This is a genomic window from Agrobacterium sp. 22-226-1 (genome assembly GCF_053522345.1).
The window spans coordinates 211,644-232,701 of record NZ_JBNWCP010000009.1; the positions used below are offsets into that span (position 1 = coordinate 211,644).

Genomic DNA, 21,058 nt, shown 5'->3' on the forward strand with positions numbered 1-21,058 from the left:
TCCGCCTGTATCGGTTCTCTCGTCGAATAAGGGAACCGTTTTATTATGCGAAGATTCTGGAAGTGCTCCTTTTGGGGCATGGGTATTGCTGTGCTTGCCGCAGGCGGTTATCTCTACGCCATTCAGCTCCTGGGCAATTTTCACGAGGTTGTCGCGGGGCAGCTCTATCGCTCCAACCAGCCGAGCAATGAGCAGCTCGTCCGCTATACCAAAGACCACGGTATCAGGACGGTCATCAATCTGCGCGGCGCAAACGAATCCAAGGCCTGGTATCGCGATGAGGTCGAAACCGCCCGCGAGCTGGGACTTAATCATATCGATTTCGGCATGTCGGCAAGTCAGGAGCTCGACATGAACAGGGTCAACGAGCTGGTCGCCATCATGCGCGATGCGCCGAAGCCCATTCTCATTCATTGCAAGGCCGGTGCGGACAGGACAGGCCTCGCCACCGCGCTCTATCTCAGCCGCGTGGCAAAGCTTGATGAGGAACAGGCGGAAAGCCAGCTGTCCTTCCGCTTCGGCCATATCGGCATTCCCTATCTCTCGGAAACCTACGCCATGGACCGAACCTGGGAGAACGCGGAAAAGATGCCCGTCGTCGACGATTTTGCCATCGCCTCCAACGAGTTCTGAAGTCGGCTCGGGTGCATTTCCCACAGGGCAGCACTTCGATGATCTGAACGGGATTTTGCGTCCTGTCTCGATGACGGAGGTTATCGGGACGGGCGCAACCCACAGATCGCGGCCGGCTGAGGGCGCGGCGGCGCAGCATCTATTGCCGTCGCCCAGCGCGATATTTCCCGGCATGCATTTTTACCGGAAATGACAATTTTCATTTTTATATTAGCAACTTATGTGATTTTGTAATTTAAGTTGACTCGAAGTGTCACCTTTTATACAGCGGCATTGTTTCAACTTCTGGATCGCATCATGACCCGCAAAACATTTATCGGCGGCCTTGCCGCATCGTTCTTATCCGTTTTCTTTATCGCACCTTCCGCCACCGGCGCAGAGAAGACAATCACCGACGTCATCGGACGCGAGGTGAAGGTTGATCTTCCTGCAAAACGCGTCGTTCTCGGTTTCTATTTCGAGGACTACATGGCGGTGGGTGGCGAAAAGGCCTATGATTCCGTCGTCGGCATTTCCCGCGAAGCGTGGGAAGGCTGGGTTCCCGCCAACTGGAAAATGCATCTCGCTCACCGCGCCTCGCTTGCGGATATTGCCGATGTCGGTGAAGTCGAAGCCCAGACCTTCTCGGTCGAAAAAGTTCTGAGCCTCAATCCCGATCTGGTGATCCTGGCGGATTGGCAATACAAGGCGCTCGGTCTCGATGCCGACCGTCTGGAAGAAGAGGGCATTCCCGTCGTTGTCGTCGACTACAACGCCCAGACGGTCGAGCGCCACGTCGCCTCCACCCGGCTTTTCGGCGAACTCACCGGACAGCAGCAGCGCGGCAAGGAAATTGCGGAATTCTATGCCGGTTCGCTGAAGGATGTCGCCGAACGGGTGGCGAAATCCGGTCAGCCGAAACCGAAGGTCTATGTCGAATTCGGCAATAAGGGACCGGCCGAATATTCCTTCACCTATGGCAAGAACATGTGGGGCGCCATGTCCACTGCCGCTGGCGGCGACAATATCGCAGCACCTTTCGTCGAGTGGTGGGGGCCGATCAATCCCGAGCAGGTTCTGGCTTCGAAGCCCGACGCCATCTTCATTTCCGGCCGTGAAAACAACAAGAACCCCGCGGCGCTGCCGATGGGGCAGGCGGTTAAGGCCGCGGATGCCCGCGAAAAGCTCAAGGCCTTCGAAACCCGTCAGGGCTGGAGTGAAGTGCCGGCCATCAAGAACGGTCAGCTGTTCGGTGTCTATCAGGGCGCGTCGCGCACGCTCTCCGATTTCGCCATGGTGCAATATATCGCCAAGCAGCTTTATCCCGAGCAGTTCAAGGATGTCGATCCGATCGCCAACTATCTCGGCTATTACAGGAAGTACCTGCCGGTCACGCCTGAAGGCACCTTTGCCATCGCCGTCAAGGATTGATGGTTCTATTGCCGGCGGCGGAAAAGCACATTTGCTTGCCGCTGAAGGTTAAATTCTGCGGACGCCACTGCACGGCGTCCGCTTTTCAGCGTCTTTTTCGAACAGGTTTTCCATGACAATTGCCGCCCGCAATGCCGAAGCCATCGGTGCGCACCGGCTGCGTGAACGTCGTCGCTGGCGCGTCGTCTTGGTCTTTTTCGTGCTGATGGCGGTAAGCCTCGTTCTCGATATCGCCACCGGTCCCTCGCTGCTGTCGCCCGCCGAAGTGGTGAAGTCGCTGACTGGCCTTGGCGAACGGGCGGCGATGACCGATTCCATCGTGCGCGGCCTTCGCCTGCCCATGGCGCTGATGGCGCTCGCCGTCGGAGCGGCGCTCGGCGCCGGCGGCGCGCAGATGCAGACCTTGCTTAATAATCCCATGGCAAGCCCCTATACGCTCGGCATGGCGGCTGCGGCGGGCTTTGGCGCCGCGCTGGTGCTTGCGCTCGGCGGTCTCGGGCTGGATGCCATGATTGCCGTTCCGCTCGGCGCTTTCGTCTTTTCCATGCTCGCTGCGCTTTTCCTTTTCATGCTGGCCTCCATGCGGCAGATGACGGCCGAAACCATCATTCTCGGCGGCATCGCACTTCTTTTTCTGTTTCAGTCGCTGCTGTCGCTCATTCAGTTCCTGTCCTCGCCGGAACTGTCGCAGCAGATTCTTTTCTGGCTGTTCGGCAGCCTGACCAAGGCGACCTGGCCAACGCTTGGTTTGACAGCCGCCGTCACCGCCTTCTGCTGCGCCCTGCTGATAGCGGATTGCTGGAAACTGACGGCGCTGAGGATGGGGGAAATGCGGGCAGCGAGCCTCGGCATCAATGTGCGCCGGCTGCGCATGAAGGTTCTCATCATCGTCGCCATCATGACAGCGACGGCCACGAGTTTTGTCGGGGTCATCGGTTTCATCGGGCTGGTCGCGCCGCATATCGCCCGCATGACGGTGGGCGAGGATCAGCGCTTCTTTTTGCCCATGTCGGTACTGAGCGGCGCGCTGATGCTCTCGGCAGCCTCGATTCTCTCCAAATCGATCATTCCCGGCGCTCTGTTCCCGGTCGGCATCGTCACCGCCATTGTCGGCGTGCCGTTTCTCCTGTGGCTGATTTTCGCTCCGAAGAGGCGCGGCCGATGATGGTTCTGGATAATATTTCCGTCGAACGGGGCGGGCAGGCTATTGTGAGAGATTTCTCGGCACGTCTGGAGCCGGGGCACATCCATGCCGTCATCGGCCCGAACGGAACGGGCAAGACGACGCTTCTCAGAGCGATCTTCGGTGACCTGCCGCTCGCCGCCGGCGCGATCAACCTCGGCGATCGTCGCCTTCAGGCCGGGGAAAGGGCAGGGCGGCACAGAAGGGAATGGCGGGATCGTTTCGCCTATATGCCGCAGGATACGGCGGCCGATATAGCGCTCAGCGTGCTGGAGGTGGTAGCGCTCGGCCGCTTCGGCCGGCTTTCGCTGCACATCGACGACGAAACGCTCGATCTGGCCATGACACGCCTGCATCAGGCCGGAATAGCCCATCTGGCGGGCAGGGAGATCGCCTCGCTCAGCGGCGGGCAACGGCAGATGGCGCTTTTTGCGCAGGTTCTGATGCGTGAGCCGCAGGCGATGCTGCTCGATGAGCCGGTCAGCGCGCTGGACCTCAAGCATCAGGTGGCGCTTCTCGATCTGGTGCGGCGGGAAACCCGCACCAATGGCCGGGTGACGCTTGTCGTGCTGCATGATCTCAACCTCGCCTGCCAATATGCCGACAACCTGCTGGTGATTTCGGATGGCGCGTTGAAGGCGACCGGCGCACCGGGCGATATCGTCACGCCGAAGCTCATTTCCGAGACCTATGGCGTTGCCGTGGAGGTGTTGCGCGACCGGCGCGGCAATCCCGTCATCCAGCCGGCGGGCGACCCGCCGCTCGAACATTTCAAAACCCTTGAAGGAATAATTGCATGAAACGATTTTTGATGACGTTCGCCACCGCTTTGGCCGTAATCCTTCCCGTCACGCCATCCCTTTCCGCAGAACACAAGATCCTGATGCTCAATTACGGCAGGGATGGCGGCATGGTGTTCGAGCCTTCCTATGTGAAGGCGGAGCCGGGCGACACCATTACCTTCGTGCCGCAAAATTCCAGCCACTATGTGCAGTCCTATGCGGTTCCGGAAGGCGTTAGACCCTGGAAAAGCAAGCTCGATGAGGCTTTCACCGTCACCGTCGAGAAGGAGGGTGTCTATCTCTATTATTGCCCGCCGCATCTGATGATGGCGATGATCGGTATCATTCAGGTCGGCAAGCCCGTCAATCTCGAAGCCGTCAGACAAAAGGCCGAGAAGCTGCGGCCCAAGCTCGTCATGAAGAGCGAAAGGCTGGAGGCGGCGCTGGGGCAGGTGACGCCCGCACAATAACGCCCCGCCTTTCAGGCCGCACCAATCCGCACCGCAAACCCGCTTCTTCAACCCGAAACCAAGGATGAAACCATGGCAAACAAAGTGATCGAAACGACGTTGAACGATCTCCTCAATGGCGAGCTGCGCGCCCATCACGCCTATCTTCACGCGGCCGCATGGGCGGCGGAACGCAATCTCGACGGTTGCTATAAATTCCTGCTCGGCCACGCGGCGGAAGAGCTGGAGCACATGCACCGCATCTTCGGCTTTCTGAACGATCTTGGCGCACGCGTCACCTTTTCCGAACTGCCGGCGCCGCAGGTCACGGCAAACGACATCAAGGGGCTGTTCACCATCGTGACGGAGCACGAATCCCGCGTCACCGCCGCCATCAACGCGGCAGTCGATCTTGCCCACGTGGAAAAAGACCACGCCACAACCTCATTCCTGCAATGGTTCGTGGATGAGCAGCATGAGGAAGACAGCCTTTGCCGCACCATACTAGGCAAGATCGAGCTGATCGGCGACGGCCCCAATGCGCTTTACCTGATCGACCGCGAAATCGGTCAGCTGGCGGACAAGGGCTGATTGCTGCGCCAGTCCCAACTCTCAATAGTATGCGATTCATGATCGGGTAAATCACGTACCAAGATGCCGGGTGAACTCGGCATCGCCTCAGAAAAGTTGTGGCCATTCCAATCTGTCAGGCGATACTGCGTGACGGCGGCCTAACCCGATCACTGTCGCGTAAAGAGTTGCCGAAACAACGCCTCCGAACGCTGACGCCCTTCATGCGTCAGCCCCAGCGACTTCGATTTATTAACAGGGTTATCGATCATGCCCTTCTGGTGCAAACGCTCCAGCACATCCCAGTCATGCCCCTTCCAAGCGTAGTAATCGTTGTGAAGGGTCAGCCATAACAGTGCAAGCACCGTGTCATCGATTTTCTCTTCATCGATATCCATTCAACACCTCGCGACGATTGGCAGTGAAGGTTCGCTATCTGCGGGAAGTTATCGGCTTCTCCGGTCCGGTGCAATGACAGGGCTTATCAGCGCCCAATCCCGTCCAGCGGCGTCCATCCGCGCGTATATCCCTTTCCCATAATGGCGACCGCCAGGGAAAGCTGTTCCTGCAGATGCTCGATTTCGCCGAGAAGGGCTTCGACAGCCGCCTTCGCATCGCCGTCATGACACCGGATGACATATCCGGCTATGTCGTCAGGCCGTATGGGGGTGATTTTTTCAGCGTCGGACATAGTGGATGACCTCTCTTTTGTTCACTAAATGTTCTAATTTTAGCAGAGAGTCAACAACGCAATGGGCGTCGCCCTTTACAGTCCGGCACTGCGGAATTGAACGTTAGTGGACCGACGGATCTTCGCCATCCAGAAAGCTGCGAATCCCGTCTTTCTCACACGTGGCCAGGAATTCTTCCCAGGCGTCTTTGTCGGTCGCGAAGGGTTCGTCCCAGGTGGTGACATCGTCATGCTCGCTGATGACCTCGAGCGTCCAATCCTGCTGTGTGCCAGCGGGCCGGTAGATATCAACCAGAACCGTGATACCGTCGTCTTCAAACTCGCCCGAGAATTCTGAGTGTTCTATTTTCGTTTTTTTGGCCATCTCGGCACACCTCATTCTCAGGCCTGGACAAACGTATAGCCCAATCCGGGCTTTTAAATTCGCGCATGGCGCGGGTTACCAGATAGCTGAAACAAATATAGCCAGCTCTGGGGGAACTGGCTATCTATCTGATTTTAATGGTCGGAGCGGCGGGATTCGAACCCACGACCCCTTGACCCCCAGTCAAGTGCGCTACCGGGCTGCGCTACGCTCCGAACCTGAAAGCCGTTTATATATAAGCCTGTTAGGGCGCAAGCGGAAAATGGTCTTTTCATAAAAAAAGGAGCAAAGGGTGTGGATGGTGCAGAAGGGGACTAAGCAGCCCGGATGGGCGGCCGTCAAACGCATGACACATCCTCTTTCCATCATTGCCGGAACAAGCCGCCCGCTTCGGCGTTCAATCGCAGCGGAATTGAAACTCAGGGAGACGAACTATGTCCGAACTCGTCGTTGTTGGTTTTGACGGAACGGAAGTGGCCGACAGGGTGCTTCTGAAGCTTGCAGGCCTGAAAAAGGAATATCTGGTCGATCTGGAAGATGCCGTGGTTGTCGTTCGCGATGAAGACGGCAAGGTGCATCTGAGACAGAGCGTCAATCTGACGGCGATCGGCGCAAGCTCCGGTTTCCTGTCTGGTGGTCTCTGGGGCGGCCTCGTCGGCCTGCTGTTCCTCAATCCACTGGCGGGATTTGCCATCGGCGGCGCGATCGGTGCCGGCACGGGCGCTCTTGCGGGTTCGCTGACGGATTTCGGCATCGATGACGATTTCATCAAATCGCTCGGCGAGACCATTCCCAACGGTTCTTCAGCGCTGTTCGTGCTGATCCGCAAGGTGCAGCCGGAAAAGGTGCTGGCGGAATTCGAAGGCCTGCGCGGGCGGGTCATCAAGACGTCGCTGTCGCCGGCGCAGGAAGCGCAGTTGCAAAAGGCGCTTTCCGGCGGAGCCGAACCGGCTGCCGCACCTGCCGTCTGAGCAGACGATGAAAGCGAGGCTGCGGCATGTTCCATGTCGCAGCCATCCGCTCGGGCATCGGGGAATTCGGCTTATACGGTCAAAGTGCCGTTTTTCGCCTGCGGCCAGGTGAGATAATAATAGCGGCTGCCGACGCTGCCGAAAAACGCGTTGTCGCCGGAAATGGTATCGACATAGGCGCCGGTCTCGCTTCTCGCATAGGCCGAGCCGTCGCGTTTGAGATGGTCTTTCAGAAAGTCGCTCCATCCCGTCATGGCGATGTCCGAGGCCGGTCTGGAGGTGGTTTCCGTATCGGAGGCCACATCCCAGGCCTTGATTTGCGCACCCTCGGCGGGATCGGAGACGGTCAGCGTGCCGGCCGTCAAAGCCTCCAGCATGGCCTTGGCCTGCGAAGCCTTGTCCGGATCCGTGGTCAGTTCTTCCAGCGTCTCCTTCAGCTCCTTCATGAAATCGGCCCTGGTAATATCGCCGGAAGAAAACTGGGTATCCGTGTCGTCGGTCTGCGTATCCTCGCTCTCGGTCTGGGCATATTGCGCCAGAAGCTGCGTGAGCCGCGTGTTGGTGGAAGACGAGGAGGAAGAGGTGTCCAGCCCGTAGGAATCGAGGAGAGACGTCCGCGTCGAGGAGGAGGATGTGGCGGCGGAATTGTCTTCCTGCTCCTTGATGGCCTTGAGGGCCAGTCTGGTGGCGGTGAGGCGTGTGGACAGGTCGATGGAGGAGACCATTGCGCTAGCTGTTTCCTTGATCGGGCGATACGCATCATTCGTATCGAACCGGCTCGGCGGGCATCGATCCCGCCTTTCGTCTCCTCTCATAAGAAGACCGGGCGAATCCCGGCCATGTTCGGCTTGGGATGCACCCGGTCTTAGTGGCCGGACTTTGCGCGACGCTTGCGGATCAGTTCTCCTGAACGGAGACGCCGTTGGGGCCGATATTCATCTCGATCCCCTTCGGCTTGCTTTCCTCGTGCCAGACATAGATGCCAAGGCCTGCGATGACCACGATGAGCGCGCCGATGATGAGATAGAGATTATTGGTCTGCGTCATTAAGATGTCTCCCCGTTTGACAATCAGAATCCGGGGCTAAACGCATGAAATGGCGTAAGGTTCCGTAAGGGCAAGCGTTTTAGGCGGCACGCGCGCGGCGGCGCAGGCTTTCGCGTTTTTCAAGTGCCATGCATCCCCACAATATGCCGAGCAGCAGGAAGAAATGTCGCCAGTGGTCGGTATCGATAACGGCGCCGATCATCACATGCCCGACGAAGGTTACCCAGGAAATGATGAGGAACGGCTGCCAGGGCCGTGGCCGCAGCAGATGCCTGAAGCCGGCGGCGATGGTCCAGCAGATCAACACGAGATAGATCACGAAACCGAACCAGCCATGCGTCGTCAGACTTTTCAACCAGATATTATGTTCGGCGGCGGGAAAGATATTGTCGAACACCATGGGGCCGATGCCGAGCGGGTGTTCCATGGCGAGCAGGAAGCCGAGATAGTGACGGGCAAAACGCCCGAGATGGCCGCCATCATAAGATTGCACCGCCGAAGCGCGGCTGGAGAACAGATCCGCCACCTGCTTGAACTGCAACGCGATGATGACCGCCGCGACCATCAACCCGGCGGCGATGAGAAACAGCACGAGGATCTTCAGGCGAAACGCGGCCGTCCGCTCCTTCAGCAGCATCACGAAGACGAGGAGGATGGTGGCGAACAGAAACAGGCCCCAGGCCGCGCGCGAGAACGACAGGAACACAGCAAGCGACAGGATGAGCAGCCCGGCGATCCGCCAGGGCGCATGCATCGCCTTGCCGGTGAGAAGGCCGTAAATGAGGTAGAGCGAGGGCGTCACCAGAAAGGGACCGAAAACGTTCGGGTCCTGAAAGGCGCCCTTGGCGCGGTCGTAAAGGGTGAAGACCTCGAAACCCGGAATGGCGTGGAAATATCCGATGATGCCGAGCAGGGCGGTAATCAGCGCCGCCGCAAGCCAGGCTCGGAAAATCAAAAGCAGCCGCTGGTATTTGTCCTCTATGATCGCCGCATAAAAAACCGAGGTCAGTGCCAGAAAGGTCGAGACGGCGAGGTAAAGCGGTCCCTCGTCCAGATCGGCCATGGTGGTGAGCGAAAGATAACCGCCGACATTGAAGGCCAGCAGCAGGCCCAGAAGCAGGATGACGGTGCGCGAAAGGCGAAGGCCGAGCAGGAACCACAGGGCCACCTGTCCCACCATCATCAGCTCATAGGGCGCCGGCTCGGAAATGACGAAACCGGAAAGGAACACGCCGAATGCGATGAAGAACGAGCCGACGAGCCGCATGGCGGCCAGCGGCGCGTCGAAATCCGGTGCGTGCTGGTAGCCGGTGTGGGTCAATAGGCGTTTTCCGATTTCAGCAGCCGTATCGGCGTGAGGAACAGGATCTTCAGATCGAGGAACAGCGACCAGTTCTCGATGTAGTAGAGATCGTATTCGGTGCGGAACTTGATCTTGTCGCCATGGTCGATCTCGCCGCGCCAGCCGTTGATCTGCGCCCAGCCGGTAACACCGGGCTTGACCTTGTGGCGCGCGAAATAGTGCTCCACCACCTCGGTATATTTCAGGTCGCCCGTCTGGGCATGAACGGCATGCGGGCGCGGCCCGACGAGCGAAAGATCGCCGTAAAGAACGTTGAAAAGCTGCGGCAGCTCGTCCATCGAGGATTTGCGCAGGAAGCGGCCGACGGGCGTGACGCGCGGGTCGTTCTTCGTCACGGCCTTTTTCGCGGTCGGATCGCTGAGTTCCGTATACATGGAACGGAACTTCCAGACGTTGATCGTCTCATTGTTGAAGCCGTGGCGCTTCTGCTTGAAAAGGACCGGGCCTTTCGAGGTTGTTTTCACGGCAATTCCCGCGCCCACCATCACCGGCCATAAAAGGGCGATACCGATGAGGCTGAAGGTGATGTCGAACACCCGTTTCGCCACCGAATCCCAGTCGCGGATCGGCTTGTCGAACACATCGAGCATCGGCACCTTGCCGACATGGGAATAGGCGCGCGGGCGGAAACGCAATTTATTGGCATGCGCCGCAATGCGGATATCGACCGGCAGCACCCAGAGCTTGCGCAGAAGCTGGAGAATGCGCGCCTCGGCGCTGAGCGGCAGGGCGATGATCAGCATGTCCAGCTTCGTCAGCCGGGCAAATTCCACCAGCTCCGCAAAGGTTCCGAGCTTGGGGTAGCCGGCGACAACCTCGGGAGAACGGGCGCTTTTCCGGTCATCGAAGATACCGCAGATGCGGATATCGTTATCGGACTGCTGCTCCAGCGAGCGGATAAGGTCCTTGGCGGTATCGCCGCCGCCGACGATGACGGCGCGGCGTTCCATGACGCCGTTGCGGCCCCAGTGGCGAATGGCGAAGCCGAGGATCAGCCGCCCGGCGAAGATCGCCACCGCACCCGTTGCATACCAGATGCCGAAGGCCTGCCAGGAATGCAGCGCATCGGGAAAGAAGAGGAGAAGGAAACAGGCAATTCCCACGAAGGAAAGGCACACTGCGCCCTGAATGCGGGCGAACATCTTCAGCGGCGTGCGCAGCGTCGGAAGCTGATAGCAATCACCGGCCTGCAACAGAAACACGCAGAGCGCCGCCCCCAGCACGCCGCCGCCGAAAACCGACAGAAAGGTTTCGAGACCGCGATCGGCTGCGATGCCGTTGACAATGGCGGCGATGACGACGAGCATCGTGAATTCCAGAAGCCGCAATTGCCCGATCACCATGTTGGGCGAATGGTTGCCAGCGCGAAGCTGGTTGGCGATCTGCCGTGCAAGCGGATTGAGAACGACGGTTTCGGAGGCCGAAGCCCCGCCGGCTTCATGGTCGGAGAGTTTCTTGCGCAATGACGCCAGATCGAATTGCAGTCTGTCCTTGTCAGTCTTGGTCATTGCCTTGGTCCGCACCCTCCAGCGCATCGGCCTCAAAATCGCGTTGGATTTTCGACTGGAACGATGCGCAACCTCAAAGTGGTAGAGCGCCCTTTGTGCATCCGAATGGACACGCGCGCTCTACGAGCAGAAAACTAGCCGAAACATGCTAAGAAACGTTTATGATGAGTTTCTACAGGACGGCCAGAATATACAATTAAAAATCGTGTTTTTGAAATGGCTATTAGGTCGATAACAGGTCGCGATAGAGTTTCATCATTTCATCCGCCATGACCGGGGTTGAAAATTTCGCCTTGAAGCTGTCCGGGCGAGGCATGATCCGCTGCGCCCAGCCGGCATCCTCGGCATCCTTGACCATGATCCGTGCCAGCGCATCGGCATCGCCGGCCGGCACGAGCGCCTCGCTGTCTTCTCCAAGGACTTCGGGAATGCCGCCGACATGGGAGGCGATGACCGTTTTTCCCGCCGCAAGTGCTTCGAGCACGATATAGGGCATGGCTTCGGCGCGCGACGGCACCACCACTGTCGTTGCCAGTTCGAAGGCCTGCCTGGCGGGCATGGCCGCATGCATGGAAATCCGTCGCGAAAGCCCGGCCTTGTCGATCATCGCCGCATATTTGTCCCTGTCCGGTCCGTCGCCGACGATCACGCCGGTCATCGGCTGGCCGATGCTGCGTTCCATTTTTGCAAATGCCCTGATGAAGACATCCGGTCCCTTGAGGTCGCGCAACATGCCGATATAGAGAAAACGGGCGGCATCTTCGCGGGCGGGTACGGTTTCGAACTCGCTTTCCTGCACGCCGTTATAGATCATCGCAGTGCGGGTGCGTGGCCTACCGACCTTGGCCTCGTAAGTCGCCTGCTCGAAATTGCAGACGAAACAGAGCGCATCGGTGAAATGCTCCTGAAACCGCTCCAGCCGCAGGAAAAGCTGCCCCTTGAGGCTGTTTCTGGCGTAATGCAGACTGCCGCCATGCGGTGAATAGAGGCGGGCTACGCGATACCTGTTCGCCCGCAGGAGTGAGCCGATCAGCCGGGCGAGAGCGCCACCCTTGGCGCTGTGCCCGTGCAGAATGTCCGGCCGCAAACTTTTGATGTGCTTGTAGGATTTCCACAGCGCCATGAGGTCGCCGGGGCTGATGGACCGCCGGATGGGCAGGCGGGTGAGGCCAAGCTCCAGCATCGGGGTGATCTGTGCGAAAAGCCGTTCCTCATGCGCGCCGCCGGTGGAGCTGTCGCAGACGATGCCGACCTTGTGGCCCTGTTTCACATGTTCTTCGATGAGGTCGCGCACATGGCGGAAGACACCGCCCACCGGGGAGCGGAAGCAGTGAATGATGCGCAGGGGAGGGCCGTCATCCGACACGTTCGCCACTCCGTTTTCAGAAGAAGCGTTCACGCACATAGACGGTATCGCCGGCCAGAATGGGCGCGGTGATACCGATCCGGCCGGTCATCACCTCGGCATTGATCTTGCGGGTAATGTCGACATCGGCCTGATTGGCGCGCGGGGTGAAGCCGCCGGCAATGGCGATGGCGTTTTGCACGGTCATGCCCGGCACATAGGAATATTGGCCGGGGCGACCGACTTCGCCCATGATGAAGACCGGGCGATAACGGTCGATCTCGATCGTCACGTCCGGATCGCGAAGATAACCCTGGCGCAGTTTGGCGGCGATGGCGGCTTCGAGCTGCGGCAGGGTCTTGCCGCGTGCCGGAACCTGGCCGACGAGCGGGAAGGCGACATAACCGGCCTGATCGACCGTATAGGTATTGGTCAGCCCGGTCTGCTCGAACACGTTGATGCGCAGCCTGTCGCCGCTATCGACATGATAGGGCTGCAGGGCGGCTTCGTTGAAGGACCTCGGAGCGGGTTGATATGCCGCGCAGCCGGAAAGGGCCGTCAGAACGGCGAGCGTCAGTGCGGTGACATGTCGTGATCCGGCGAGCGGCATCTCATCTGGCTCCGAGTCGAACTTTGATCATTCTTATCGTTCTGTTAGGGTTAATGTGCGGTAAACGAGCAGCGCGAGCGGTGGTAATATCGGCTTTATTTCGTCGGATTCGCCGGGATTAACTGTTGTGTTACCGGCAAGACTTAAACTTCGCGAAAATTGACCATCTATATTTGAGCGCCCGAGGTTTGTCTCGGTTACGGAGCCCGCATGAACGGCGATCGCATTGACGACAGGGATGTGGATATTGATCTTGCGCAGCTTGTCGCGGCCATATGGCAGCGCAAGGGCCGGATCGTGGCGATCACGCTTCTGGCGGGAGGCGCCGCCTTCGTGATCTCAAGCATGATGTCGCCCGCCTACAAGGGCGAGGCGCGCGTGCTCATCGAATCCCGCGCGGCCTCCTTCGGCGCCTCGCAGCAGTCCAATGCGCCCGCCGAACCCGTGCTCGATGAATTGACCGTTTCCAGCCAGGTGCAGATCCTGCAATCGGTCGACCTCATCAAGCAGGTCGCCAAAGACATGAAGCTTTACGAGCTGGATGAGTTCGATCCGGAGGCCCATCCTTCGCTCATCTCGCAGCTCCTGGTCGCCGTCGGCGTCAAGAAGGACCCGCTTCAGGTGCTGCCCGAAGAGCGGGTGCTGAAGGCCTTCCGGGAAAAGCTGCAGGTTTATCAGGTCGAAAGCTCGCGCGTCATCACGGTCGAATTTTCCTCGCAGGATCCGAAACTCGCCGCCGCCATCCCCAATGAGATGATGAAGGCCTATATCGCCCTGCAAAGCGGCGCGAAGCTGGATACAAGCACGGAAGCGGCGCGCTGGCTGGAGCCGGAAATCGCCAATCTGCGCGAAAAGGTGCGCGAGGCCGACAGGAAGGTTGCGGATTACCGCGCCTCCTCCGATCTTCTCTCGGCGGGGCAGGGCGAAACGCTCGCCACCCGCCAGCTCGGCGATATCTCCACCGAACTTGGCCGTATCCGCGGAGAGCGCGCCAATGCGGAGGCGCGGGCGGAAGGCGTGCGCAGCGCGCTTGCAAGCGGGCGTCCGCTCGATACTTTTCCCGATGTCGTCGGTTCCCCGACGATCCAGAGGCTGAAGGAAAACGAAACGACCATCCGCAGCCAGATTTCCGATCTCTCGTCCTCGCTGCTGGAAGGCCATCCGCGCATCCGCGCGCTGCGCAACCAGCTCGACGGCATACAGCGGCAGATTCAGGAAGAGACCCGCAAGGTGCTGGCAAGTCTCGAAAACGAGGCCAATGTTTCGCGCCTGCGGGAACGGCAGCTGGTCCAGCAGCTGAACATGCTGAAATCGGAAAGCGTGCGTGCGGGCGAACAGCAGGTGGGCCTCAACGATCTGGAGCGGGAAGCCTCGGCGCAAAGGCAGCTTCTGGAAACCTATCTTGCCCGTTACCGCGAAGCGACGTCGCGCGCCGGCTCGGTGGATTCCACGCCGGCCGATGCGCGCGTCATCTCGACGGCGGTGGAGCCGCGTGAACCCTATTTCCCGAAGACCGGCGCCATCACCATCGTCGTGACGCTGGCGGCGTTTCTGCTGTCCTGCATCGTCGTCATGCTGGTGGAGCTTTTCACTGGCCGGGCTTTAAAGCCGATGGGCAGGAATCAGGTTCCGCCGCTCTCCGATCCGCCTTCTCCTTCGCGTGCTCCAGCCGATCCGGACAAGACCACGGACGTGCCGGAACAGCCTGTAGCGGCGCGCCATGAAACCGTCCAGCCTGCTGCGCGGGCCATGCCGGTCGCGGCATACCAGCCCGTTGCCGAAGAGGAAGAACGGCATGTACCGGCCGTCGCCGCTGCTGCCATGCCGGCCTTGCCGGTGGAAGATGTCGCGGTTGCGAAAGAGGAGGCAATGGAGAAGGAAATCGATACCGATGACGATTTCTCCATCGACGCCGTTGCAGGTTTCCTCGCCACCCGCCTTGCCAAACCGGTCGCCGCAATCGTGTCTCCGGCCGGTGATAGCGGCTCGACCACGTCCGTCATGCTGGCGCGCGCTTTGTCCGAAATGGGCCGTTCGGTCGTTCTCGTCGACATGACGGCGTCAGCCTGTCCGACGCGGCTGATGGCGCCGGAAGCCGGGCTTCCCGGTGTCATGGACCTTCTGGCCGGCGCGGCCGCCTTCGGTGAAACCATTCACGGCGACCGCCTGTCCGACGCCCATATCGTGCCGCGCGGCAATGCGCAGCCGCGCGAGGCCATGCGCGCGATAGACCGTCTGACGATGATCCTCGGCGCGCTCTCCGACGCTTATGATACCGTCCTCGTCGAATGCGGCGCGGTGCAGATTTCGAGCCTCGGGAAAATGCTGCGCAACCTGCCGGCGGAAATCATCGTCTCGGTTCCCGGCAAGGATAGCGAATTGTTGGAAAAGACGCTCGGTGAACTGGTTGCTGAGGGCTATGAACAGGCATTGCCGATGACCGGCATGCGCAAGCCGGACCATCTGAGCGCGGCCTGAGGTGCGGCAAAACCCCGCTCAGTCGGTGGCGGTGTCCATCTTCGAGCGTCCGGCGCGAAAACGCTGAATGAGCGCATAAAGCGCTGGATTGGATTTGATCAGGCTCTTCGTCCGGGCGATGGCGACATAGGCCGAGGCCGCAACACGACCCTTCAGCGTCACCGGCAGGAATATATCGTGCTGCACGGTGAAAAGCGGGCACCAGCTGCGTTTGTAGAGCTGGTCGCCGACGCCGAAATCGAAGATTGCCGCCTTTTCGCGGCATGCCCTTTCGATCATCAGCCAGAACAGCAATTCACCGGGGCTGAGTTCCGAAACGGATTCATCGATCGAACCGAACTGGCAGATGATGTGATCCTGCTTGCGCGAAAGGCCGGCTATCGCGGCGATGACGCCCTCGCTTTCGCCATGCAGGCGAATGGCATGCAGCTCCAGCAGACTATCCGTGCCCGTCTCGGGAAAATTGGCCAGATCGTAGAAGAAATCCCGCACCGATTGATCCCGAAACACATCCGGAATGCCCTGCGAGGCGAAACGGGCGGCTTTCTGGCGGAAAAATGCCTGCAACAATTCGCACTTTTCCTGTGGCGACCGTGCGATCACATGGCTGTAACCGCCCATTTCCTCGGCCCTTCGGCTCTGGATGCGGAATTTCTTCCGTCGCCTCTTGGCATTGACCTGCCGAAGCGTGGCCTCGAAACTTTCGAACAGGGGAAGCTGAAAGGCCGGATTCTGGTTTTCGACGGAAGCAAGATGCGAGAGGGGATTGGTCCTGTCGCGCCACGTCAGCGGTATGTTCTGCAAAGCCAGAATATCGGCCCGGCCATGCAGCAGCTTCCGCGCTTCGCGGGCAATCGCCGCTGCGATTTCCTGTCCGGCCTGTTCGGCAAAGGAGGGGTCGAAAAGCCCCGTATTGATATTGTTGAAACGGCCGCCGGGAAAACGCGCCTTGCGGATGCCGCCTTCCAGTACGATTTCGAGCGGCAGCAGAAAGATCGTCTTGCCGCCCTGCCGGCCGCGAAGCGTCAGGAGCGCGCTGTCCTGCGTTTGCGCCCAGATGGAGCACCAGCCGAAACCCTGATGCAGTGAATTGAGCGGGTCGTTTTCCAGTCGCTCCCAGTCAGAGCGGATGGTTGCGGCGTCATCGACCAGATCGATCAACAGACGATCAGCACTCCGCCGCTCGTTTTGCACGGCGGTCGGTGCTTGCTCGTCGCTGATAAAGACCGGCCCCTCAGCCGCCATCCACTCTCTCCGGTTGTTTCGGTCGGACTATATCGCTGAGCGGCAAACAATCGGTTTATAAAATTGCGACCTCAGGGTGTCATGCAAAGGTCGGCGCTTAACCCTGCTTTTTGGGTCCGGCCATCCATTTGATGATCAGCATCGCCGGCAGAACCCACAAGATTCCGGTCAGCACGAAATAAGCGAGATGCACCCACCACGGCGATTGCGCCAGCGCCGCCGATGCAATGGCCGTCGCCACCACGGCGTAAACGACGACGAGGCAGATGATGACGATGGTGCCGATAAGCGATCTGAGGCGAGGGTGCATGAAGTCTTCCGTCATTGAGTATCTGTGCGGGACTATAGCGCCGCGACCGCATGCCGCAAACCCTGAGGCCTTGTTTTGTGGTGCCGGTTGGGGCTAATCAACATGACTGTATGAGGGAGACCTGAAAGATGCGTTCGAGCGGCATGACGATGGCAAATGGTTCTGCGGAAATGGTGGTGGAGGCTGCCCTGCAGAAACAGGAGAAGGACCGCTGCCTGCTGCGCATCTGGCTGCGCGTCGTGCTTTTCACGCTCTTCTGTCTGGTCCTCGTCGGCGGCGCCACGCGGCTTACCGAATCCGGCCTGTCGATTACCGAATGGAAGCCGATCCACGGCGCCATTCCGCCGCTTTCAGTCGCCGAATGGGAAGAGGAGTTTCAGCTTTACAAGCGCATTCCCCAATATCAGGAAATCAACAAGGGCATGTCGCTCGACGAGTTCAAGACGATTTTCTGGTGGGAATGGGCGCATCGCCTGCTTGCCCGCACCATCGGCGTCATCTTCGCCCTGCCGCTTGCTTTCTTCTGGCTCACCGGCCGCGTCGAAAAGCGCCTGCGCCTGCCGCTGGTCGGCCTTCTGGCGCTTGGCGGCTTTCAGGGTTTCATCGGCTGGTGGATGGTCTCTTCCGGCCTCGTCAACCGCACGGATGTCTCGCAATATCGCCTTGCCACGCATCTGACCATCGCCTGCCTCATCTTTGCGGGCTGTATGTGGATTTTGCGCGGGCTGTCGCATCATTCCCCCGAGGCCGCCGACGAAAAGACGGGCAGGGGCTTTGCCGCGCTGCTGACGGTGCTCTGTCTCTTCCAGATTTATCTCGGCGCATTGGTGGCGGGGCTGAATGCCGGCCTTTCCTACAATACCTGGCCGCTGATGGACGGTTCGCTGGTGCCTGGCGATCTCTTCCTGCAACAGCCGTGGTGGATCAACCTCTTCGAGAACCCCAAGACGGTGCAATTCGTCCACCGCCTCGGCGCCTATACGCTGTTTGCCGCCACGCTGTGGCATATGGTGTCTATGGCCCGCGCCTTGCCTAATACACCGCATGCTCGCCGCGCCGTGCTGTTCTTCGTGCTCGTCTCCATTCAGGCGGCGCTCGGTATCACCACGCTTTTGATGCATGTGGATATTCATGTCGCGCTCGCCCATCAGGGCATGGCGCTGATCGTGCTTGGTTTCGCCGTCGCCCACTGGCGCGGTTTCATCGGCGAATATCCGGCGCCCGTTGTGATCGAAGTCAGGGACTGAGGCGGCTTAGAACTGCCCGAGCACCGTTTTGATGGTGGCCGCGACGGCGAGTTCGTTGTCGCGTTCCTCCGCATTGCCGTCCTCTTCGTGCCACGCGGCAGAAAGGCAGCCATAGGCAAAGGCGTATTGCAGCAATAGCCTTTCGTCCCGTTGCAGAGCCTTCGCAAAGGTCGTCGCCATGGAGGCGATGCGCGCCTCGCTGCGGGTAAGGTCGAAACGGTCGAGCGGATTGGAGAACATGTTGGCGACATCGAGCGCCGCGTCGCCGATCAGGCCGGCCGGGTCGATGATGATCCAGCCGCGTTCACTGCGCATGATGTTCTCGTGATGCAGATCGCCGTGCAGCGGCTTCACATCCAGTTGTCGGTCGATCAGTGCCTGCGCCAGCGTGGCCGCCTCGATATAGGGGCTGTCCACGCCGTCGGTACGGTCCTGTTCGGCCTTGCGGAACAGGCTCTCGAAATAGAGCGGCAGCGTCAGCAGGCTTGAAGGCGGCGGTTGCTGCGATGGCTGATGATATTTGAGCAGGACATCGGCGGCAATTTCCGTGGTGGCATCGTCGTTGCCGTCGCGAAACAGCACGTCGCGCAGGGTCTCCGTACCGGCATGTTCCATCAGCAGAATATCGTCGGAGCGGTCGAGCAGTTCCACGCAGCCGATGCCGGCGCGCCATGCGATGAAATCCGCGCCGCGAAGGTTGTCCTTCAATACTTTCTTTTTCAGAACCTTGGCGACGGCAAGGGAGCCGTCGCCGCGCGTAAGCTCGTAGACCACCCCGGCCGGCGTATCGGCAATAGGTTTCGCGGCCTCGATATTCCACGAGGCCGGAAAAGATGGGGTGGTGGTCATGAGATAACTCTCATGCGGAGAGCATCAGTTCCATGTTCTGCACGGCAGCACCGGATGCGCCCTTACCGAGATTGTCCAGCAGCGCGACGAGGTTGATGTGTTCGCCGCCTGGCGTACCGAAGACGAAGAGCTTCATCGTGTCCTTACCTGCCAGTTCCTCGGCATCGATGCGCGCGAGCCCCTTGCTTTCGGCAAGCGGCACCACATTGACGATGTCCTGTCCCGCATAGTGGGCAGTCAGCGCCGCATGGATCGTTTCGACGGTCGCGCCTTCCTTCAGGTCGGCGGCAAACAGCGGCACCTGCACGATCATGCCCTGCGGGAAACGCCCGACGGAGGGCGAAAACAGCGGTGCGCGGTCGAGCTGGCCATGAATGGTCATTTCCGGCACGTGCTTGTGCTTGAGCGTCAGGCCATAAAGGAAATTATTGGCGCTGATGGCGTCATCGCGGCTCTGGTCTTCCATCTGCGCGATCATCTGCTTGCCGCCGCCGGTATAACCGGAAACCGCATTGACGCTGACCGGATAACCGTCGGGCAGCAGGCCTGCGGTGCGCAGCGGGCGCAGAAGCGCGATCGCGCCGGTCGGGTAGCAGCCCGGATTGGCGACGAGACGGGCGGAACGAACCTTCTCGCCCTGTTCCTTATCCATTTCGGCGAAGCCATAGGCCCAGTCCTGATGGACGCGATAGGCGGTCGAGGTATCGATGATGCGGACATTGTTATTGCCGGCCACCATCGAGACGGCTTCCCGGGAAGCATCGTCCGGCAGGCAGAGGATCGAAATGTCGGCATTGTTGAGCATATCCTCGCGCATCGCCGCATTGCGGCGCTCGGCTTCGGGTATGGACAGCAGCTCAATATCGCGGCGACCGGCAAGGCGCGTGCGGATCTGCAGACCCGTGGTGCCGTGTTCGCCATCGATGAAGATCTTCGCTGTCATGTCCTTGTCCTGACTTTTCAAAGGGTTGCGAGGGTAATCAGAATCAGTTTTCTAAGTTGTAGCCGTGTTGTCAGCCGGCCTTGGCCAGCCGTTCGGCACGCAGGCCAAGCATATACATTGCAACGGTGGCTCCGGCAATGGCGGTAATATCGGCATGGTCGTATGCGGGTGCGACTTCCACGACGTCCGAGCCGCGAATATCGAGCTGGCCAAGCCCGCGCAGAACGGAGAGAATTTTAGCGCTGGTCGGCCCACCGGCCACCGGCGTTCCGGTTCCCGGCGCGAAGGCGGGATCGAGGCAATCGATATCGAAGGTCAGATAGGCGGGCATGCCGGCCGTGTGCTTGACGATCAGCGAAGCGATATCGCCTGCCCGCATTTCCTCCACCTCGTAACCGTGGAGAATGCGGATGCCGAAATCGTCAGGCGCATGGGTGCGGATGCCGATCTGGATCGAGCGGTCGGGGTCGATCAGGCCATCGCGCACGGCGCGCGCCACGAAGGAGCCGTGGTCGATGCGCTTGCCGTCGTCGAACCAGGTGTCCTGATGCGCATCGAACTGCACCAGCGCCAGCGGCCCATGCTTGGCCACATGCGCCTTCAAAAGCGGCCAGGTAATGAAGTGATCGCCGCCGAGCGTCAGCAGGTAATCCGTCTTGGAGATGATCCGGCGCGCTTCCTTTTCGATTGTATCAGGCGTTTTCCAGTGATTGCCATAGTCGAGCAGACAGTCGCCATAGTCGATGGTCGGCATATGGGCGAAAAGATCGCGCGCGAAGGGATATTGCGGGTCATTGTCGAAGATCGCCGAGGCGCGGCGGATCGCCTGCGGCCCGAAACGGGCGCCCGGCCGATTGGAGGTGGCCGCATCGAAAGGAATGCCCCAGATGGCCGTCGATACGCCCTTGAGGTTCTTGGTATATTTGCGCCGCATGAAGGAGAGGACGCCCGCATGGGTCGGGTCGGTGGCGGCCGATGTCAGGGTCGTTGCGGTGAAGGCATGGTCGATGGTTTTGGACGGCATTGATCACCCCATTGCGATTTGCGCCGAGGTTGCTGT

General features: G+C 59.8%; 23 protein-coding genes and 1 tRNA gene. 9 read left to right on the top strand and 15 right to left on the bottom strand.

Annotated features, from left to right (window positions below; translation table 11 throughout):
• Positions 1–78: 78 nt before the first annotated feature.
• From ACQZ5K_RS17225 to ACQZ5K_RS17250, 6 genes are all read left to right on the top strand, one after another.
• A complete protein-coding gene (locus ACQZ5K_RS17225; RefSeq protein WP_003521565.1) occupies positions 79–633 on the top strand; it encodes a dual specificity protein phosphatase family protein in 555 nt (184 codons plus the stop codon).
• Positions 634–930: 297 nt separating this feature from the next.
• Positions 931–2,043: an ABC transporter substrate-binding protein gene (locus tag ACQZ5K_RS17230; protein WP_448740934.1), complete on the top strand. Its 1,113-nt coding sequence runs from the start codon at positions 931–933 to the stop codon at positions 2,041–2,043.
• Positions 2,044–2,155: 112 nt separating this feature from the next.
• Positions 2,156–3,208: a FecCD family ABC transporter permease gene (locus ACQZ5K_RS17235; RefSeq protein WP_448740935.1), complete on the top strand. Its 1,053-nt coding sequence runs from the start codon at positions 2,156–2,158 to the stop codon at positions 3,206–3,208.
• On the top strand, positions 3,205–4,026 hold the full coding sequence (locus ACQZ5K_RS17240) for an ABC transporter ATP-binding protein (protein ID WP_448740936.1): 822 nt from the start codon (positions 3,205–3,207) through the stop codon (positions 4,024–4,026). The genes ACQZ5K_RS17235 and ACQZ5K_RS17240 overlap by 4 nt, the downstream gene beginning before the upstream one ends.
• Complete coding sequence (locus tag ACQZ5K_RS17245; RefSeq protein WP_448740937.1) at positions 4,023–4,478, top strand: pseudoazurin; 456 nt, start codon at positions 4,023–4,025, stop codon at positions 4,476–4,478. The genes ACQZ5K_RS17240 and ACQZ5K_RS17245 overlap by 4 nt, the downstream gene beginning before the upstream one ends.
• A gap of 72 nt (positions 4,479–4,550) precedes the next feature.
• Positions 4,551–5,048, top strand: a complete 498-nt coding sequence (locus ACQZ5K_RS17250) for a ferritin (RefSeq protein WP_448740938.1) — start codon at positions 4,551–4,553, stop codon at positions 5,046–5,048.
• 149 nt (positions 5,049–5,197) lie between these two features.
• Here the strand turns inward: ACQZ5K_RS17250 and ACQZ5K_RS17255 are convergent, their stop codons facing one another.
• The 4 genes from ACQZ5K_RS17255 to ACQZ5K_RS17270 all read right to left on the bottom strand — a co-directional run bounded on the left by ACQZ5K_RS17255 (position 5,198) and on the right by ACQZ5K_RS17270 (position 6,297).
• Positions 5,198–5,425, bottom strand: coding sequence for a DUF6429 family protein (locus ACQZ5K_RS17255; RefSeq protein ID WP_125145983.1), 228 nt, complete (start codon positions 5,423–5,425; stop codon positions 5,198–5,200).
• Between the two features lie 86 nt (positions 5,426–5,511).
• Positions 5,512–5,718 carry a hypothetical protein gene (locus tag ACQZ5K_RS17260; protein ID WP_448740939.1) on the bottom strand — a complete coding sequence of 69 codons (207 nt, stop codon included), beginning with the start codon at positions 5,716–5,718 and terminating at the stop codon, positions 5,512–5,514.
• A 103-nt stretch (positions 5,719–5,821) separates the two neighbouring features.
• Positions 5,822–6,082 (bottom strand): hypothetical protein, encoded by a 261-nt coding sequence (locus ACQZ5K_RS17265; RefSeq protein ID WP_020811146.1) that lies wholly within the window; start codon positions 6,080–6,082, stop codon positions 5,822–5,824.
• Between the two features lie 138 nt (positions 6,083–6,220).
• Positions 6,221–6,297 (bottom strand) — tRNA-Pro (locus ACQZ5K_RS17270).
• A 219-nt stretch (positions 6,298–6,516) separates the two neighbouring features.
• On the opposite strand from ACQZ5K_RS17270, the gene ACQZ5K_RS17275 reads away from it, so the two are divergent.
• On the top strand, positions 6,517–7,053 hold the full coding sequence (locus tag ACQZ5K_RS17275; RefSeq protein ID WP_448740940.1) for a DUF1269 domain-containing protein: 537 nt from the start codon (positions 6,517–6,519) through the stop codon (positions 7,051–7,053).
• A 71-nt stretch (positions 7,054–7,124) separates the two neighbouring features.
• On the opposite strand, the gene ACQZ5K_RS17280 is transcribed toward ACQZ5K_RS17275, so the two are convergent.
• From ACQZ5K_RS17280 to uppC, 6 genes are all read right to left on the bottom strand, one after another.
• Positions 7,125–7,778, bottom strand: a complete 654-nt coding sequence (locus ACQZ5K_RS17280; protein WP_448740941.1) for a hypothetical protein — start codon at positions 7,776–7,778, stop codon at positions 7,125–7,127.
• A 172-nt stretch (positions 7,779–7,950) separates the two neighbouring features.
• Entirely contained in the window at positions 7,951–8,100 is a 150-nt protein-coding gene (locus tag ACQZ5K_RS17285; RefSeq protein WP_003521552.1) for a hypothetical protein, read from the bottom strand.
• A gap of 79 nt (positions 8,101–8,179) precedes the next feature.
• Positions 8,180–9,421 (bottom strand): polysaccharide biosynthesis O-antigen ligase family protein UppF, encoded by a 1,242-nt coding sequence (gene uppF / locus ACQZ5K_RS17290; protein WP_448740942.1) that lies wholly within the window; start codon positions 9,419–9,421, stop codon positions 8,180–8,182.
• Positions 9,418–10,971 (bottom strand): polysaccharide biosynthesis glycosyltransferase UppE, encoded by a 1,554-nt coding sequence (uppE, locus tag ACQZ5K_RS17295; protein ID WP_080852228.1) that lies wholly within the window; start codon positions 10,969–10,971, stop codon positions 9,418–9,420. Before uppE ends, uppF begins: the two co-directional genes overlap by 4 nt.
• Positions 10,972–11,194: 223 nt before the next feature.
• On the bottom strand, positions 11,195–12,337 hold the full coding sequence (gene uppD, locus ACQZ5K_RS17300; protein WP_448731842.1) for a polysaccharide biosynthesis type 4 glycosyltransferase UppD: 1,143 nt from the start codon (positions 12,335–12,337) through the stop codon (positions 11,195–11,197).
• Positions 12,338–12,353: 16 nt separating this feature from the next.
• Entirely contained in the window at positions 12,354–12,926 is a 573-nt protein-coding gene (gene uppC, locus ACQZ5K_RS17305; RefSeq protein WP_003521548.1) for a polysaccharide export protein UppC, read from the bottom strand.
• A 210-nt stretch (positions 12,927–13,136) separates the two neighbouring features.
• Between uppC and uppB the strand changes: the two genes are divergently transcribed.
• Positions 13,137–15,404 carry a polysaccharide biosynthesis protein UppB gene (gene uppB / locus ACQZ5K_RS17310; RefSeq protein ID WP_448740943.1) on the top strand — a complete coding sequence of 756 codons (2,268 nt, stop codon included), beginning with the start codon at positions 13,137–13,139 and terminating at the stop codon, positions 15,402–15,404.
• 18 nt (positions 15,405–15,422) lie between these two features.
• Here uppB and uppA read toward each other — a convergent pair whose 3' ends face one another.
• The gene (uppA, locus tag ACQZ5K_RS17315; RefSeq protein ID WP_448740944.1) at positions 15,423–16,649 is read right to left on the bottom strand and encodes a polysaccharide biosynthesis GNAT family N-acetyltransferase UppA; all 1,227 of its coding nucleotides are present in this window, start codon (positions 16,647–16,649) and stop codon (positions 15,423–15,425) included.
• A gap of 97 nt (positions 16,650–16,746) precedes the next feature.
• Positions 16,747–16,959: a DUF2842 domain-containing protein gene (locus ACQZ5K_RS17320; protein WP_020811154.1), complete on the bottom strand. Its 213-nt coding sequence runs from the start codon at positions 16,957–16,959 to the stop codon at positions 16,747–16,749.
• Positions 16,960–17,102: 143 nt separating this feature from the next.
• On the opposite strand from ACQZ5K_RS17320, the gene ACQZ5K_RS17325 reads away from it, so the two are divergent.
• The gene (locus ACQZ5K_RS17325; RefSeq protein WP_448740951.1) at positions 17,103–18,206 is read left to right on the top strand and encodes a COX15/CtaA family protein; all 1,104 of its coding nucleotides are present in this window, start codon (positions 17,103–17,105) and stop codon (positions 18,204–18,206) included.
• Between the two features lie 6 nt (positions 18,207–18,212).
• On the opposite strand, the gene ACQZ5K_RS17330 is transcribed toward ACQZ5K_RS17325, so the two are convergent.
• The 3 genes from ACQZ5K_RS17330 to speB form a co-directional block, all read right to left on the bottom strand.
• A complete protein-coding gene (locus tag ACQZ5K_RS17330; RefSeq protein ID WP_448740945.1) occupies positions 18,213–19,055 on the bottom strand; it encodes an aminoglycoside phosphotransferase family protein in 843 nt (280 codons plus the stop codon).
• A 10-nt stretch (positions 19,056–19,065) separates the two neighbouring features.
• Positions 19,066–19,998 (bottom strand): N-acetyl-gamma-glutamyl-phosphate reductase, encoded by a 933-nt coding sequence (argC, locus tag ACQZ5K_RS17335; RefSeq protein ID WP_448740946.1) that lies wholly within the window; start codon positions 19,996–19,998, stop codon positions 19,066–19,068.
• Between the two features lie 70 nt (positions 19,999–20,068).
• Positions 20,069–21,022: an agmatinase gene (gene speB, locus ACQZ5K_RS17340; protein ID WP_003521541.1), complete on the bottom strand. Its 954-nt coding sequence runs from the start codon at positions 21,020–21,022 to the stop codon at positions 20,069–20,071.
• Positions 21,023–21,058: the final 36 nt, after the last annotated feature.